This window comes from Tardiphaga sp. 37S4 (assembly GCF_021044645.1).
Taxonomy (GTDB): Bacteria; Pseudomonadota; Alphaproteobacteria; order Rhizobiales; family Xanthobacteraceae; genus Tardiphaga; species Tardiphaga robiniae.
In genome coordinates this window covers 1,254,795-1,269,112 of sequence record NZ_CP088008.1, presented here as the reverse complement: position 1 = coordinate 1,269,112, position 14,318 = coordinate 1,254,795, and the positions used below count along the sequence as shown (strand labels likewise).

Sequence of the window (14,318 nt, the reverse complement as noted above, 5' to 3'; positions counted from 1 at the left end):
AGGACGCTCCAGGAAGTTGCCGGCGCCCCATTTGGTCGCAAGTCATGCTGCGACGCAAGACGAAGTTGCAGCGCCCAGCAGTGTCCCGGAACTCAGCTTCGTGGCTTTACCTTACCTAAGATCCGATCCGCCTCGGTGCGCCAGTCCGCGCTGCGCGCGAAACCCGCCTCGCCCTTGGTGCCGAACAGCCCGTCATCGGCGAGATCGGCGACCCAGCCCTGCCGCTCGGCCGTCCCCTCCGCCGACCATGGCGTGAGGCCGATCTCACGCACGGTCTCGGCGACCTCGCGGACTTCCTCGCTGCGGCGGCGGCCGTGTTCGATGACACGTTGGAAGAAATAGGCGCCCTGCTTCTCCCAGTCGATGCTCGGAAACGTCTCGACCAGCGAGGCGATCACGGCGTCCTCGACGCCATAGGCGCGTGCGGTGGTGAAGCTCTCGATCACCATGGCCTCGAGGCCCTTGATCATGATGCTGCGGCACATTTTGGTGGCCGAGGCGACGCCAAGCCTGTCACTGGCGACTTGCGCATCGAAGCCGATGGCATTGAGCAGCGGCGCGAGATCGCGCGCGCCGGTGCCGCCGAGCAGCAGCGGCACCCTGATGCGGTATGGCGGGATCGAGGTCATGACCGCGCCCTCGACATAGCGGCCACCTGCGCCGTTGATCAGTGCCGCGGCTCGTTGCTTGGCGCCGGGCGATGCCGAATTGAAATCGAGAAACCACGCCTGCGGCTTCAGACCGGGCACGCAGGCCTGCGCCGCCGGCACTGTCTGGCTTGCGGTCACCGCACAGACGATGAAATCCGCACGTGAGGCGAGATCGGCATGCGAGGATGCGAGCGTGACACCATGGGTCTCGGCATGGTCGCGCAGCGCCCCGACATCTGCGCCGTCGAGTTTGAGATCATAGGCGCTGACGCGGATATCCTGCTCGCGCAGGTCTTCCGCGAGAATGCGCCCCACTTCGCCATAGCCGATCAGGCCGACGTGCCACTGGTTCGAACGTTCAGTCATATTACCTACTGGACCTTGATGTTTGCCGCCTTCAGCACCGGCCCCCATTTGTCCGCTTCGGCATGCATGAACTTGTCGAAATCTGCGGGCGAGGAGCCGACCGGCGTGGCATCGATCTTCTTCAGCGCCGCCAGCACCACCGGATCCTTCAGCGCCGTCACCAGATCTGCATGGATCTTCGCCACGACATCGGCCGGCATGCCGGCAGGTCCGAGGAATCCCCACCACACCGCCGTATCATAACCGGCGACACCGGATTCGGCGACCGTCGGCACATTGGGCAGCGCCGCCGAGCGCGTCGCCGTCGTCACCGCCACGGCACGCACCGCGCCGCCTTCGAGCTGACCGACGATCTCGGGCAGCGGATTGATGCTCATGGGAATGTCGCCGGCAATCACCGCGGTGAGCGCAGGCGCACCGCCCTTGTAGGGAATCGAGACGATTTTCGTGCCGGCCATGTGGTTCAACAATTCGCCGGCGAGATGCGCCGAGGTGCCATTGCCCGACATGCCGTAGGACAAAGAGTCCGGCTTGGCTTTCGCCTGCGCCAGCAATTCCTGCAGGTTCTTTGCCGGATTGTCCTTGGACACCACGATGGCCAGCGGCGAATAGGCGACTTCGCTGATCGCGGTGAAATCCTTGAACGTGTCGTAGGGCAGCTTTGGATAGAAGAACTGATTGAGCGGATGGCCCGATGCCACAAGGATCAGCGTATAGCCATCGGGCGGCGACTTCGCGAGGGCCTGCGAGGCGATGATCCCGCCGGCACCCGGACGGTTGTCCACCACCGGCTGCTGCCCCCAGGTCTTCGACAGCGACTGCGCAAAGGTCCGCGCCAGCACGTCGACCGCGCCGCCTGCCGCATAGGGTACGAGGATCGTCACCTGCTTGCTGGGAAACGTCTGGGCATGCAGCGACGGGCTGGCGAAAGACAGCAGTGCAGCCGCCGTGGCGATGGCCAGTTTCATGGGCGCAGGCAAAGACACGGGCATGGGTGGTCGTCCCTCTTGTAATATCGCGCAACAATCTCGTGTCGTTGCTACTTGATATGGCTACTTGGCTGTGGTCGCAGCGCGCAGTCCGGACCGTCCGATGGCCGCGTCGACCAGTCCCTGCGCCTTCACATCCTCGGTGAATTTGCGGACAAATGCCATCCCCTCGTCGCGCCCCTTGGGGATCGCGATGGCATGCCGCTCGACGCCCCAGCGTCCCTCCAGCACCTTCGCCCCCGGCGCCTGTTCTGCGAGTTCAAACAGTGTCGCCTTGTTGGTGGCAAACACATCGATGCTGCCGGCCATCAGCAGGCCGGGCGCAAGCCTGATGGCCGGCACGCGGACGACTTCGGCATTCTTCAAATCGCGCGACAGCACCGCATCGGATGAACTTCCGGCGGTGACGCCGACATGGACGCCTTTGACATCGACATCATCGGGCCCCGCAACCCTGGACTCTTTCGCGACGAGATAGCCAAGATCACTTTCCAGATAAGACGGGCCGAAATCCATGTCGTTCGCACGCGCGGCCGACGCATTGGTGAAAGCGGCATCGACGGCGCCTGTCTTCACCGCTTCGAGAACCTCGGCATTCCTGGAGAACACCACCGGCTCATAGGGCACGCCCAATTGCCGCGCGAGCTCCTTGCCGAGATCGTAGCCGACACCACGCGGGCCTTCGGTTTGCGATACGAGAATAGACGTCGGTGTTCCCGGATAGAGCCCGACACGCAGCTTACCGGATGGCGCGAGGATCTGCTTCGGCTCGAGGTCGACGGCAACTGCAGGACCGGCAAACGCCGCCATCAGAAGCGTGATTGCCGCGATCTGCGCGGCAAGTTTGTTTCCAATCATTGCCACGCGCATCATCGTCCTCCTAGATCGTCCGTCCCGCTTTTGCCCAATAGGGATCGCGTAGCCTCCGCTTGAAGATCTTGCCGGAGTCTTCTCGCGGCAAGTTCGACTGGATCTCCATCTGCTTCGGCACCTTGTAGTCGGCCAGCGCCTTCTTGAGGTCCGCACGCACCGTCGCCAGGTCAAGCACCACGCCGGGCTGCGGCTCGATCACCGCCATCAGGGACTCGCCGAATTCCTCGTCGGGAATACCGAACACTGCACAGTCATGCACACCGGGCACGGCATGCAGTGCGGCTTCGATTTCGGCGGGATAGATATTGACGCCGCCGGAGATCACCATGTCGCGCTTGCGATCGCAGATGAAGACATAGCCGTCGGCATCGAGATAGCCGACATCGCCCGAGGTGATGAAGCCGTCGCGGTCGATCTCGGCGCGCTTTTCGGGCTTGTTGTGATAGGTGAAATCCGGATTGCCTGATATGCGCGAATAAATCTCGCCAATCTCGCCCTGAGGCAGAATCTCGCCGTCATCGCCGAGAAAACGCAGTTCGGCGCCGGACGCGATCTTGCCGACAGTACCCGGCTTCTTCAACGCGTCTTCGGAATTCGCAAAGGTCACCGCGCCGGATTCGGTGGAGCCGTAGAATTCGTAGATCACCGGTCCCCACCAGTCGATCATCGCAGTCTTCACATCGGCGGGGCACGGCGCGGCGGCATGGATGATGTGGCGCAGCGACGACATGTCGTATTTCTTGCGGACGTCCTCCGGCAGCTTCATCAGGCGGATGAACATGGTCGGCACCATGAAGATGGTGTCGATCTTCTCGTCCTGCACCACGCGCAGGAATTCTTCAGGATCGAAGCGCGGCATCAGCACCAGCGCGCCGCCAAGCCGCCCTGCCCGCAGCGCGAAGGCATTGGGCGCCGAGTGATAGAGCGGTCCGGGCAGCAAGGCGCGTGCACCGGGCTTGAGGCCATAGACGCGTGCACGCATCTGGTCGGCGGACGCCGCCTGCTCAGGCGTCGGCGCGAAACGGCGCACGCCCTTTGGATGGCCGGTGGTGCCCGACGTGTAGATCATGTTGTGCGGCTGCGGCAGCGCGGGGCCGTCATAGGGCGCCTGTTCGGTCAGCCAGCTCTCCAGATCGACGGCGCCGTCCGGGGTGCCGAGCCGTGCGGGATCGACCTTGTAGTTCGCGACGATCTCCGGCGGCGTCGGCACGCTCAGCGACACGATGCCCTGCGGGATCGCCTCGCGCAGCTGATGCAACATGTCGGCATGGGCGATCAGGATATTGCTGCCGGAGTCCTTGATCACATAAGTGATCTCTTCCGGCTTGAAATGCCAATTCACCGGCACGCCGTAAGCGCCGAGCTGCGCCACCGCATAGGCCGCTTCGAGAAACGCGGTGTCGTTGCGCATCAGGATGCTGACGCTGTCACCCTGCTTGACGCCAAGCCGCGACAACCCGCCGGCGATGCGGCTCGCGCGTTCGGTCAGTTCGGCAAAGCCGCGGCGGCGATCACCTGAGATGACGCCTTGAAACAGGGAATTTGTCGACATGGATACGTTTCCGGATTTTTGTTTTTGATTTTTGATGAACTCTTCGCCGTCATTGCGAGGAGCCCTTGCGACGAAGCAATCCAGTCTTCGTTTGTGACTTTCTGGATTGCTTCGCCCAAAGAAAGTTGGAAGTCCAACTTTCTCAGGGCTCGCAATGACGGCTGAGAACGTCGCGGGCTAATCCACAAATTTCGGCGCACGTTTCTCGATATTCGCGCGCACGGCTTCGGTCTGGTTCGGCCCGCCCATCAGCTTCATCTGCTCGACGGATTCGGCGAGCAGCGCCGGGCCGGGATCGACCGTCAGATTGTTGAGCATGCGCTTGGCGGCACGGATCGCGTCCGGGCTCTTCTGCGCGATCTCCAGCGCAACCGACAGTGCTTCGGCGCGCGGATCGTCGCAGATGCGCGTGGCGAGACCGTAGCTCAGGGCTTCCTGTGCCGAGAAGATGCGTCCGGTATAAGTGAGGTCACGCAGGATATCGTCGCGCACGAGGCTGGCGAGGATCGGCGTGCCCGCCATGTCAGGCACGAGGCCCCATTTGATTTCCATGACCGACATGCGCGTGTCCGGCGCGAGAAAGCGCATGTCGGCGCCGAGCGCGACCTGGAAGCCGCCGCCGAAGGCAACGCCATGAACCGCGGCGATCACCGGCACCGGCAATTGGCGCCAGCCCCACACTGCCTGCTGGGAGTGATTGCAAAGACCGTGGGTGCGCAGCGCCAGGTCGCGCTTCTGCGCGCCGCCGATACCGTCGCCACCATTGTCGTTCATCGCGGCGAATCGTCCCATGTCGAGGCCGGCGCAGAACGCCCGGCCCTCGCCGGACAGCACGACCGCGCGCAGGCCCTTCTCGTGGCTCAGGCGCTCGGCGGTATCGACCAATGCCGCAAACATCGCCGCATCCAGCGCATTCATCTTGTCCGCGCGGACCAGCCGAACATCGGCAACGCCATCCGTCATGGACACAGAGATGCGGTCTTCCATGGGTGGTTTCCTTCCTAGACTTGTTTTTCTTCCCGCTTTACACGCAAGCGGTATCGGGTTTAGTCAATCAACTAATTAACCCGTCCGCATCCTCTTAAAGCAGGACCCTCCCATGTTCAATCAGCAGCTCCTCGCAGGCCGAAAAATCCTCGTCACCGGCGGTGGCACCGGTCTCGGCAAATCGATGGCGGCGAAATTCCTCGAACTCGGCGCCGAAGTGCATATCTGCGGTCGCCGCAAGGCTGTATGCGACGAGACCGCAACCGAGCTGATGGCGGAATTTGGCGGCAAGGTCTCCAGCCACGGCGTCGACATCCGCGACGCCGCGGCGGTCGATGCGATGATCGAAGGCATCTGGGCCGATGGTCCCCTCACCGACCTGATCAACAACGCCGCCGGAAATTTCATCTCGCGGACGCAGGACCTGTCGGCGCGCGGCTTCGACGCGGTCGCCAACACGGTGATGCACGGCACATTCTACATGACCCATGCAGTCGGCCGGCGCTGGATCGCCGACAAGGTGCCGGGCAACGTGGTCTCGATCACCGTGACCTGGGTACGCAATGGCAGCCCCTATGTGGTGCCCTCCGCCATGAGCAAATCGGCGATCCATGCCATGACCATGTCGCTGGCGACCGAATGGGGCCGCTACGGCATCCGCCTCAACACCATCGCGCCCGGCGAAATCCCCACCGAAGGCATGAGCAAGCGCATCAAGCCCGGCGACGAGGCCGGCGCGCGCACCCGCGCGCAAAACCCGATGGGCCGCGTCGGCAAGATGGAAGAGCTGCAGAACCTCGCGGTGTTTCTGATCTCCGGCGGCTGCGACTGGATATCAGGCGAGACCATCGCCATGGACGGCGCGCAGGCGCTCGCCATGGGCGGCAACTTCTATCAGCTGCGCGACTGGTCCGATGCCGAATGGATCCAGGCACGCGACAGCATCAAAGCGCAGAACGAAAAGGACAAGGCGCAGCGGGGGTAAGGGCCGCAAAATAATTCGACCGGCAGCGAGGCTCTCCCATGCGGGAGGCCTCGCTTTGTTTTTTGATCAACGCGCAACCTGCAACCGCTCGCGCGCAACCCTCATGGCCTCGTCTTCGGATGCGACCACCGCGGAACTGATGCCGAACGCCTTCGTCGCAAGTGCCGACTGGGCCTCCACGAGAACGCGTGTGACGGCATTCGGCTCGACGGCAATGATGGCACGGCAAAGCAGCGCGAGCGTCGCTTTGTTGCGCTTGAGCCAAAGCCCCCTCGCTTTGCGATCTTCATGCGCCTCATCATGATGATGACTGGCCATGATCATGACGAAAGGCTGCTTGCGGCCGATGAGATCGTCCATCTCGACCTCCCACTGCGCCGCACTTCCCGGCTGAAGCTCATCATGCCGGACCCACACGATCGGGAAGGCCGCAACATCGTGAATGAGAAAGGCACCGCTATCGAGGCTCATCGTCGTCTCCTGACTGTTCGTTGATCTGCATGCGGAGATAGACCCGGTCGCTCAAACCCGTTAACGACATTCGGACGCAAAATAATGAGAACCGGCCAGGCTGGAGCGGTTCTGAAAAGGCATGGTATCATGACCTCGCTCACCGAGCGCCTCGACGGACCATCCGCAATCGCCATCTGGGGCAGCGATGAGCCCGGCGATGCATTTCGGCTCGGCACCCGCGAACTCGACTGGCATCATCACCGCCGCGGCCAGTTGTTCTGTATCGAAAGCGGATTGATCCGCCTGCACACGAAACAGGGCTCGTGGCTACTGCCGCCGCAGCGCATCGGCTGGCTGCCGCCCGGGCTCCATCACAAGGTGACCCTGAGCGGTGTACTGAGCGGATGGGGCGTGCTCCTGACGCCGGCCGCGAGCCGGACATTGCCGTCGCAGCCCTGCGTCATGGGTGTCAGCGATCTGCTGCGCGCGCTCGTCAGGCGCGCTGCGGGTTGGACGAATGCGGATCGGCTGACGCCGGCGCAGACGCGCGTCGTGGCCGTGCTGCTCGACGAAATCCGCGGTGCGCCGCAGGAGCCGCTGCATCTGCCGATGCCGACGGATATCCGCGCCTTGCGTATCGCCAATGCGCTGATCCGGCGGCCGCATGACGCGCGCACGCTGCATGAGCTTGGCGAATGGGCTGGCCTGTCGGAACGAACGGCACGTCGCATCTTCATGACGGAGACCGGCATGGGCTTCACGCAGTGGCGGCAGCAGGCGCGTCTCACGCTGGCGTTGGAACGGCTGGCCGCCAATGAACCCGTCGCGGATGTCGCCGAAGCGCTCGGCTATGCCACGTCCAGCAACTTCATCGCGATGTTTCGTCGCGCCTTCGGCGAGCCGCCCGCGCGCTATTTTGCAAAACAGCGCAGGACGCGCGACGCCGGGTGAAGTCCGCGCACGTCTCACCGCACCGCAGCACCTTTCTCATCTTGTCAGCCCTCCCGGACACCCTCACACTCTCCGTAACTAAAAATAATCGAAGGGAGGGAGACACATGTCCGTTGCGGAAGCGGCCACGCTGGCCGATGTCATTCGCGTGCAAGCACAGACGCGCGGCGATTCAATTGCTCTGGTATTCGAGGGCCGCGAGACCAGCTACAGATCACTCGATCACAATGCCAACCGCGTCGCCAACGGGTTGATCGCGCTCGGCGTCAAGCCGAACGAACGTATCGCCTATCTCGGCAAGAACAGCGATCTGTTTATCGAACTTCTTGCCGGCGCCGTGAAGGCCAAGGTGGTGACGGCACCCGTAAACTGGCGGCTCGCCGGACCGGAGATCGCCTTCATTGTCGACGACGCCAAGGCAAGCGTCCTGTTCGTCGGACCGGAATTCGTCGATCTCGTCCGCAGCCTCAAGCCACAAATGCCGGGCGTGCGCATCGTCATGACCATGGAAGGCGGCGCAACCGAGTGGCAGGATTTTACGGCCTGGCGCGACGCACAGAGCGAGCGCGACCCGAACCTCACCATGACCAAGGACGATGTCGCGATCCAGCTCTACACGTCGGGCACGACAGGCAAGCCGAAAGGCGCGATGCTGTCGCATCAGAATTTCCTGTCACTGCTGCGCATCGGCGGCACCGACGAGAACCCTGACTGGAATGTCTGGACCGCCGACGACGTCTCGCTGGTGGCGATGCCGGTATTTCATATCGGCGGCGTCGGCTGGGCGGTGTTCGGCCTCTATCACGGCGCCAAGAGCGTGATCGCGCGGGAGTTCGATCCCAACAAGGTGCTCGATTTCTTCCGGGACTACGGCATCAGCAAACTGTTCCTGGTGCCGGCAGCGATGCAGTTCATCGTGCGGCAGCCGCGTGCGCGAGAGATGGATTTCAGCAAGTTGCGCTACATCATGTATGGCGCATCGCCGATCCCTGCCGCCCTGCTCAAGGAATGCATCAGCGTATTCGGCTGCGGCTTCGTGCAGATGTACGGGATGACCGAGACCACCGGTACCATCGTGGTGCTCGCCCCGGAAGATCACGTCGAGGGCCGCGACTGCATGCGTTCCGCCGGCAAGGCGCTACCGGGAATCGAAATCGCCATCCTCGATGTCGACGGCAAACAGCTGCCTATGGGCGAGGTCGGAGAGATCGCGACGCGCTCGGCGTCCAACATGGTCGGCTACTGGAATCTGCCGGACGCCACCGCGCGCACGCTCGGCCGCGACAACTGGCTGCGCACCGGCGACGCCGGCTATCTCGACAAAGACGGCTTCCTCTACATCCACGACCGTATCAAGGACATGATCATCTCCGGCGGCGAGAACATCTATCCCGCCGAAGTGGAGAGCGCGATCTGCGATCATCCGGATGTCGCCGAAGTTGCCGTCATCGGTATTCCCGACGATACATGGGGCGAAGCGGTGAAGGCCGTGGTGGTGCTGAAGCCCGGCAAGGAGCTCGGCGCAACCGAACTGATGAAGTTCACGCGCGAGCGCATCGCGGGATTCAAGGCGCCGAAGACCATCGACTTCATCGCAGCATTGCCACGCAATGCGTCGGGCAAGATCCTGCGACGACAGTTGCGCGATCCCTATTGGGTCGGGAAAGAGCGGCAGGTGAACTGAGAACCTGTGTAGCTACCGCCTTATTCTATCGGCGCCGGGTATATCGATACAGCGAATGCGAGGAACGTCGTCATCTCGCTACCGCGCGGCTCCTCCGGGATCAGCCAATTTGCGTTTTCAGCTAATTGTCTGACGGAGACGTTGAGCGTAGCGTCATGACGGTCGGCCGAACGGCTAGTGAACCTCGTGTGTCCGTTGTAGAGGCGCGAAGTCATGCGCGGCGAGATTCGTGACATCAGTTCAGGCAGGGGTAAGGACCCCGCCGCCCCGCGCGTCGGAACGCCGCGTCGCCTTGCGGCGATCGTTGTGGGGGACATCTGCGGATATAGCCGCCTCATGGAACTCGATGAGGAAGAAACGCATGCGCGCGTCAAACGCATCGAGCGTGACCTCATCGAGCCGAGCATTGCCGAGCACGACGGCAAACTCGTCAAAAGGACTGGCGATGGGTTCATTGCGATATTCGACAGTCCGGTCGAAGCCGTTCGGTGCGGCATCGTCATCCAGCAAAGCATGATCGGGCGCAACGCTGCGCTGCCAAAGAGCTCCTGGATCGAATATCGCATTGGGGTCAATCTGGGAGACGTGATCATCGAGCCCAATGATGTCTTCGGCGATGGCGTCAATATCGCCGCGCGCCTCGAGGGGATCGCCGACCCCGGCCAAGTGTACATCTCGGGTGGCATCTACGAGCAGATCAAGCACAAGCTCGTCTGCGGTTACGAGTCGCTTGGAGACCGCAAGATCAAGAACATTACCGATCCTGTGCGCGTTTACCGGGTGCTTCCTGATCCCGCGGCATTCAACAAGGCGCGGAAGCGGCGTGAACATGTTCTGATCATTTCGTTTTGCGCAATCCTGCTGGCTCTCGCAGGCGCCGGCGTCTGGTACATGAGGGCTTACCCGCGCGGTGAAATCGGCAATCAGGCGTCAGCTCCCGCGGCGCCTCCGCAAGAGACAGGAAATGCAAGCACCCGATCAGCGCCCGCGCCCGCCGCCAAGCAAGCCCGGCCTGAACCTGCGCCGGCGGTAACGCCTGCCCCGCCCCCGCCGCCAGCACCACCAAAGCCGGTCATAGAGCCCATCATGGTCCCTCTCCCCGGCGGGACCTTCGCGATGGGCAGCAATGACGACATATCGGAAAAGCCGGTCCATCAGGTCACGATCAAGCCTTTCGCTATCAGCAAGTATCCGGTCTCGGTTCGGGAATGGAACGCGTGCGCTGCTGCGAATGCATGCGCGTTTCTGGTGACAGGGCGGGACGACATTCCGGTCACGGATGTGAGCTGGACCGATGCCAAGCAGTTTGTCGCATGGCTCGCGAAGGAAACGCAAAAAGCCTTCCGGCTCCCGAGCGAAGCTGAATGGGAGTATGCCGCGCGTGGCGGCACGCAAACGAAATACTGGTGGGGCGATCAGCTCCAGCCCGGCATGGCCAATTGCAAGAACTGCACGGACGCCGCCGCCGAACAGCCGCTCAAGCTCGGCAGCCTGAAGCCAAATCCATTCGGGCTCTACGATATGGGTGGCGGCGTCAATCAATGGACAGAGGATTGCTGGCACAAGAACTATCAGGGTGCCCCGCAGAACGGCGCGCCATGGGTCGAGAACGACTGCGTCTCGCACGTCATTCGATCCGGCTCCTGGAAAAACGATGCGCGTTACGTCCGACCCGCAAGCCGCGATGGCTACGACACCAATGTGCGATATCCGACCCACGGCTTCCGGATTGCCATTTCGTCCTGAGACCGCCCCCGAAGGAAAGGCTGCTTCATGAGGATCACCGGGCTCATCGTGTTGTCCGCCATGCTGTCAACGGCGCCCCTTGCAGTCCATGCGCAAGGAAAGTCCGCACCGAAGGATGCGGTCCTCTATTTCGTGTGGCCGCAGGACAAAGCGGTGATCAAGGGCGGGTTCTGGTGTCGTTTCGGTTTGCGCAATATGGGTGTCACTCATGCAGGCGATAATTTCCAGAACAGCGGCCATCATCATTTGCTGATCGATGTGAATGACCCGCTCGATCCCAAGGAGCCGATCCCGCAGGACAAGTCGCATCTCCATTTCGGAGCCGGCCAGACCGAAGCACGCATCGAATTGCCCCCCGGCAAACATACGCTCCAGCTCGTGCTGGGAGACGGCGCTCACTATCCCTTCAACCCGCCCATCGTCTCGAACAAGATCACCGTGACAATCAAGTGAGCGTGCTTCCGACGCCGGGACGTGCGGCCTGCTCTGCCAGAACAAAAAAAGGCCCGCTTGCGCGGGCCTTTCGAATTCATGTCGCTTGATCGCGTGTGGATCAGGCGGTCTTAGCGAACGACGTCGCCTTCGAGAAGTTGTCCTGCGCGCTCTTGGCGCCTTCCGACACGAGCTTGCCGAGATATTCGGTCGACGCCTTGGCGCGCGAGCTCAAAACTTCGCCATGGGCACGCACGAGATCGGTCTGCACCTGGAAGGCTTCGGTCAGCGATTTCGCCGAAGCGAGCTTGTCGATACCAGCGAAGAACGACTGGACGTCGGCATAGAACGCGTCCTGAACGTTGCGGCTGATCTTGGTCGCCTCGGAGACCGAGTTCGACACAGCGGTTTCGATGGCGGAGGTCACCTTTTCGGAATTGGCCTGGAAGTCGGCGGCCTTGTCCTTGGCAGTGCCGGCAGCGCGCTTGACGAAGTCACGGGTCGCTTCGGGCACTTCCAGATTCTGCAGCTTGGTGAACGCCTCGGTGACGGGCGCGAAAGCCTGCTTGACGTTGTTCAGCACGGAATTGGTTTCGGTTTCGATCGTCATGTTCGTCTCCATCCTCGGGTTGGGCCGCCTCTGCAAAGCTCATGCTTGCACTCAGGCTCGGCTCACCCCGTCCCGCCGTTGTGGGCCCGGGGTGCAACTTCTATGACATAGTAAATAATGCACCGCAACATCGATGGTGCATCGCAACATCACAAACCCGTGATCTGCCCTGTAATCAGGCGGCGCCTGATGCATTAACGGGCTACCGCCAGAGCCCAGAAGAGAAAGATCAACCGACGTGTTGATTTAGCTTTATAATTTAGCCTTTCGAGCCACGGATTCTCCGGATATCCAACTGGGCAAGGCAAATGGCATCTGCCCTTTAAGTCGGCAAACCGACTTCCCAGCGCCTCGACGACCCCAGCCTTAAGTCGTGGGCCTAGCCGGTCTCCGGCCTCGCCTTTGCCATTGCATATTCGCCCCGCGCGCAGGCACACTCATCGGTAGAGCGCCGCAAAGGCGTCGGTGACCATGCGAGGGAGGGACGTATCATGGCGGAAGCCAGCAGGAAGCTGTCCTCAATGGACGCGTCGTTTCTGTATCTGGAAACGCCGGAGATGCCGATGCATGTCGGCAGCATGGCGATCTTTCGCCTGCCCGACGACTACAAGGGCGACTTCTTCGAGGACTTCAAGGCGATGATCGCCTCGCGCCTGCATGTGGCGCCGATCCTCAAGGCCCGGCTGGAAAAGGCCCCGCTGGATATCGATCACCCCTCCTGGGTCGAGGACGACCAGTTCGACATCGACCGTCATATTTTTCGCGGCAGCCTGCCCGCGCCCCATGACCGTCCCACGCTGGAGCGCATCGTCGGCTGGATGCATGCCAAGCTGCTGAACCGCGCCCGGCCGCTGTGGGAGTTCTATGTTTTCGAGGGCATGAAGGACAACGAGATCGGCCTGTATTCGAAGATGCACCATGCCTGCATCGATGGCGGCGCAGGCGCCGCACTCACCAGCATGATCTATGACGTGACACCGATCCCGCGCGAGATCGAAAAGCCGGAAGTGCGCGCCAAGCAGCGTCAGGAGCCGCGCGATATCGCAGCGAGCTTCATTGACTCCTACCAGCAGCTCTGGCGTCAGCCGCTGGAGAATTCCGGAAAAGGCATCGAACTGCCCCGCTCCGGAAAGAGCGATATCGGCTCGATCCTGTTCGACAACGCCATGTTCCAGATCGAGAGCGCGGTGAAATTCGCCGGCTCGATCCCGACCATGGTGAAGAGCGCCTCCGACGTGATGGCCAAAATCGCCGATCCGAAATCGCGCGACAGTCTCAACAGCATGTTGTCGCCGCCGACGCTGCTCAACAAAACCATCTCCTCGGAGCGCAGCTTTGCCGGCGTGTCGGTGCCGCTGTCAGCCGCGAAGGCCGTTGCCAAACAAGCCGGCGGCAAACTGAACGACGTTGTGCTGGCGCTCTCATCAGGCGTGGTCCGGCGCTACCTCAAGGAAAAAGGCGCCCTGCCCGCCAAGTCCCTGACTGCCGCGGTGCCGATCTCGCTGCGCGAGGAAGGCAACACCGATTCCAACAATCAGGTGTTCGGCATGATCTGCTCGATCGCCACTAATATCGAGGACCCAAAGGAGCGGCTGGAAGCGATCATCGCGCAATCGACCAAGTCCAAGGAGATGTCGCATCCGCTACGCGCATTGATGCCGCAGGTCTCCAACATCTCCATGCTGGGCGCACCGATCATGGTGCAGATCCTGGCGCTGCTCTACAGCCGCACCAACCTCTCCGACGTGTTGCCGCCGGCGGCCAACATCACGGTGTCCAACGTGCCCGGTCCGCGGCAGACACTCTATGCGGCCGGCGCCGAGCTGCTGCACATCTTCCCGGTGTCCATCGCCACCCATGGGCTGGCGCTGAACATCACCGTGCAGAGTTATCGCGACCAACTCGATTTCGGCTTCATCGCCGGCGCCAACATCATCCCGCATGTGCAAGTGCTCGCCGACATGATGCCAGATGAATTCGCGCTGCTGCAGGCGGCCTTCGCGTCACCCGATGCTCTCAAGACCGCCAGCTAAGGACTTA

General features: G+C 62.1%; 13 protein-coding genes. 6 read left to right on the top strand and 7 right to left on the bottom strand.

Annotated elements, in window-relative coordinates; all coding sequences use genetic code 11:
- Nucleotides 1–92: 92 nt before the first annotated feature.
- The 5 genes from LPB73_RS06035 to LPB73_RS06015 all read right to left on the bottom strand — a co-directional run bounded on the left by LPB73_RS06035 (nucleotide 93) and on the right by LPB73_RS06015 (nucleotide 5,417).
- Complete coding sequence (locus LPB73_RS06035; protein ID WP_231079962.1) at nucleotides 93–1,016, bottom strand: NAD(P)-dependent oxidoreductase; 924 nt, start codon at nucleotides 1,014–1,016, stop codon at nucleotides 93–95.
- Between the two features lie 5 nt (nucleotides 1,017–1,021).
- Nucleotides 1,022–2,008 (bottom strand): tripartite tricarboxylate transporter substrate binding protein, encoded by a 987-nt coding sequence (locus tag LPB73_RS06030; protein ID WP_414716868.1) that lies wholly within the window; start codon nucleotides 2,006–2,008, stop codon nucleotides 1,022–1,024.
- A gap of 60 nt (nucleotides 2,009–2,068) precedes the next feature.
- Complete coding sequence (locus tag LPB73_RS06025) at nucleotides 2,069–2,863, bottom strand: transporter substrate-binding domain-containing protein (protein WP_231081085.1); 795 nt, start codon at nucleotides 2,861–2,863, stop codon at nucleotides 2,069–2,071.
- A 22-nt stretch (nucleotides 2,864–2,885) separates the two neighbouring features.
- Nucleotides 2,886–4,430 (bottom strand): acyl-CoA synthetase, encoded by a 1,545-nt coding sequence (locus tag LPB73_RS06020; protein WP_231079961.1) that lies wholly within the window; start codon nucleotides 4,428–4,430, stop codon nucleotides 2,886–2,888.
- A gap of 177 nt (nucleotides 4,431–4,607) precedes the next feature.
- Nucleotides 4,608–5,417: a crotonase/enoyl-CoA hydratase family protein gene (locus LPB73_RS06015; protein ID WP_231079960.1), complete on the bottom strand. Its 810-nt coding sequence runs from the start codon at nucleotides 5,415–5,417 to the stop codon at nucleotides 4,608–4,610.
- 112 nt (nucleotides 5,418–5,529) lie between these two features.
- Here LPB73_RS06015 and LPB73_RS06010 point away from each other — a divergent pair, with 112 nt between their 5' ends.
- Nucleotides 5,530–6,402 (top strand): SDR family oxidoreductase, encoded by an 873-nt coding sequence (locus LPB73_RS06010; RefSeq protein ID WP_089265117.1) that lies wholly within the window; start codon nucleotides 5,530–5,532, stop codon nucleotides 6,400–6,402.
- A gap of 66 nt (nucleotides 6,403–6,468) precedes the next feature.
- Here the strand turns inward: LPB73_RS06010 and LPB73_RS06005 are convergent, their stop codons facing one another.
- Nucleotides 6,469–6,873 (bottom strand): hypothetical protein, encoded by a 405-nt coding sequence (locus tag LPB73_RS06005; protein ID WP_089265118.1) that lies wholly within the window; start codon nucleotides 6,871–6,873, stop codon nucleotides 6,469–6,471.
- Nucleotides 6,874–7,002: 129 nt separating this feature from the next.
- Here LPB73_RS06005 and LPB73_RS06000 point away from each other — a divergent pair, with 129 nt between their 5' ends.
- The 4 genes from LPB73_RS06000 (at nucleotide 7,003) to LPB73_RS05985 (ending at nucleotide 11,689) form a co-directional block, all read left to right on the top strand.
- Nucleotides 7,003–7,806 carry an AraC family transcriptional regulator gene (locus LPB73_RS06000; protein WP_210291562.1) on the top strand — a complete coding sequence of 268 codons (804 nt, stop codon included), beginning with the start codon at nucleotides 7,003–7,005 and terminating at the stop codon, nucleotides 7,804–7,806.
- A gap of 106 nt (nucleotides 7,807–7,912) precedes the next feature.
- A complete protein-coding gene (locus tag LPB73_RS05995) occupies nucleotides 7,913–9,490 on the top strand; it encodes a fatty acid--CoA ligase (RefSeq protein WP_231079959.1) in 1,578 nt (525 codons plus the stop codon).
- A 213-nt stretch (nucleotides 9,491–9,703) separates the two neighbouring features.
- Nucleotides 9,704–11,236 carry an SUMF1/EgtB/PvdO family nonheme iron enzyme gene (locus LPB73_RS05990; protein WP_414716867.1) on the top strand — a complete coding sequence of 511 codons (1,533 nt, stop codon included), beginning with the start codon at nucleotides 9,704–9,706 and terminating at the stop codon, nucleotides 11,234–11,236.
- A gap of 27 nt (nucleotides 11,237–11,263) precedes the next feature.
- Nucleotides 11,264–11,689, top strand: coding sequence for a DUF4399 domain-containing protein (locus tag LPB73_RS05985; protein WP_089265122.1), 426 nt, complete (start codon nucleotides 11,264–11,266; stop codon nucleotides 11,687–11,689).
- A 100-nt stretch (nucleotides 11,690–11,789) separates the two neighbouring features.
- Here LPB73_RS05985 and LPB73_RS05980 read toward each other — a convergent pair whose 3' ends face one another.
- A complete protein-coding gene (locus LPB73_RS05980) occupies nucleotides 11,790–12,278 on the bottom strand; it encodes a phasin family protein (protein WP_231079957.1) in 489 nt (162 codons plus the stop codon).
- A 491-nt stretch (nucleotides 12,279–12,769) separates the two neighbouring features.
- Between LPB73_RS05980 and LPB73_RS05975 the strand changes: the two genes are divergently transcribed.
- Nucleotides 12,770–14,311, top strand: coding sequence for a WS/DGAT/MGAT family O-acyltransferase (locus tag LPB73_RS05975; RefSeq protein WP_231079956.1), 1,542 nt, complete (start codon nucleotides 12,770–12,772; stop codon nucleotides 14,309–14,311).
- Nucleotides 14,312–14,318 lie beyond the last annotated feature (7 nt).

What these genes read in the sequence shown, in the direction of transcription:
- LPB73_RS06020 (WP_231079961.1), bottom strand. Translation starts at nt 4,430, where the DNA reads ATGTCGACAAATTCCCTGTTTCAAGGCGTCATCTCAGGTGATCGCCGC.
- LPB73_RS06035 (WP_231079962.1), bottom strand. Translation starts at nt 1,016, where the DNA reads ATGACTGAACGTTCGAACCAGTGGCACGTCGGCCTGATCGGCTATGGC.
- LPB73_RS05985 (WP_089265122.1), top strand. Translation starts at nt 11,264, where the DNA reads ATGAGGATCACCGGGCTCATCGTGTTGTCCGCCATGCTGTCAACGGCG.
- LPB73_RS06030 (WP_414716868.1), bottom strand. Translation starts at nt 2,008, where the DNA reads ATGCCCGTGTCTTTGCCTGCGCCCATGAAACTGGCCATCGCCACGGCG.
- LPB73_RS06000 (WP_210291562.1), top strand. Translation starts at nt 7,003, where the DNA reads ATGACCTCGCTCACCGAGCGCCTCGACGGACCATCCGCAATCGCCATC.
- LPB73_RS05995 (WP_231079959.1), top strand. Translation starts at nt 7,913, where the DNA reads ATGTCCGTTGCGGAAGCGGCCACGCTGGCCGATGTCATTCGCGTGCAA.
- LPB73_RS05990 (WP_414716867.1), top strand. Translation starts at nt 9,704, where the DNA reads ATGCGCGGCGAGATTCGTGACATCAGTTCAGGCAGGGGTAAGGACCCC.
- LPB73_RS05975 (WP_231079956.1), top strand. Translation starts at nt 12,770, where the DNA reads ATGGCGGAAGCCAGCAGGAAGCTGTCCTCAATGGACGCGTCGTTTCTG.
- LPB73_RS06005 (WP_089265118.1), bottom strand. Translation starts at nt 6,873, where the DNA reads ATGAGCCTCGATAGCGGTGCCTTTCTCATTCACGATGTTGCGGCCTTC.
- LPB73_RS06025 (WP_231081085.1), bottom strand. Translation starts at nt 2,863, where the DNA reads ATGATTGGAAACAAACTTGCCGCGCAGATCGCGGCAATCACGCTTCTG.
- LPB73_RS06015 (WP_231079960.1), bottom strand. Translation starts at nt 5,417, where the DNA reads ATGGAAGACCGCATCTCTGTGTCCATGACGGATGGCGTTGCCGATGTT.
- LPB73_RS05980 (WP_231079957.1), bottom strand. Translation starts at nt 12,278, where the DNA reads ATGACGATCGAAACCGAAACCAATTCCGTGCTGAACAACGTCAAGCAG.
- LPB73_RS06010 (WP_089265117.1), top strand. Translation starts at nt 5,530, where the DNA reads ATGTTCAATCAGCAGCTCCTCGCAGGCCGAAAAATCCTCGTCACCGGC.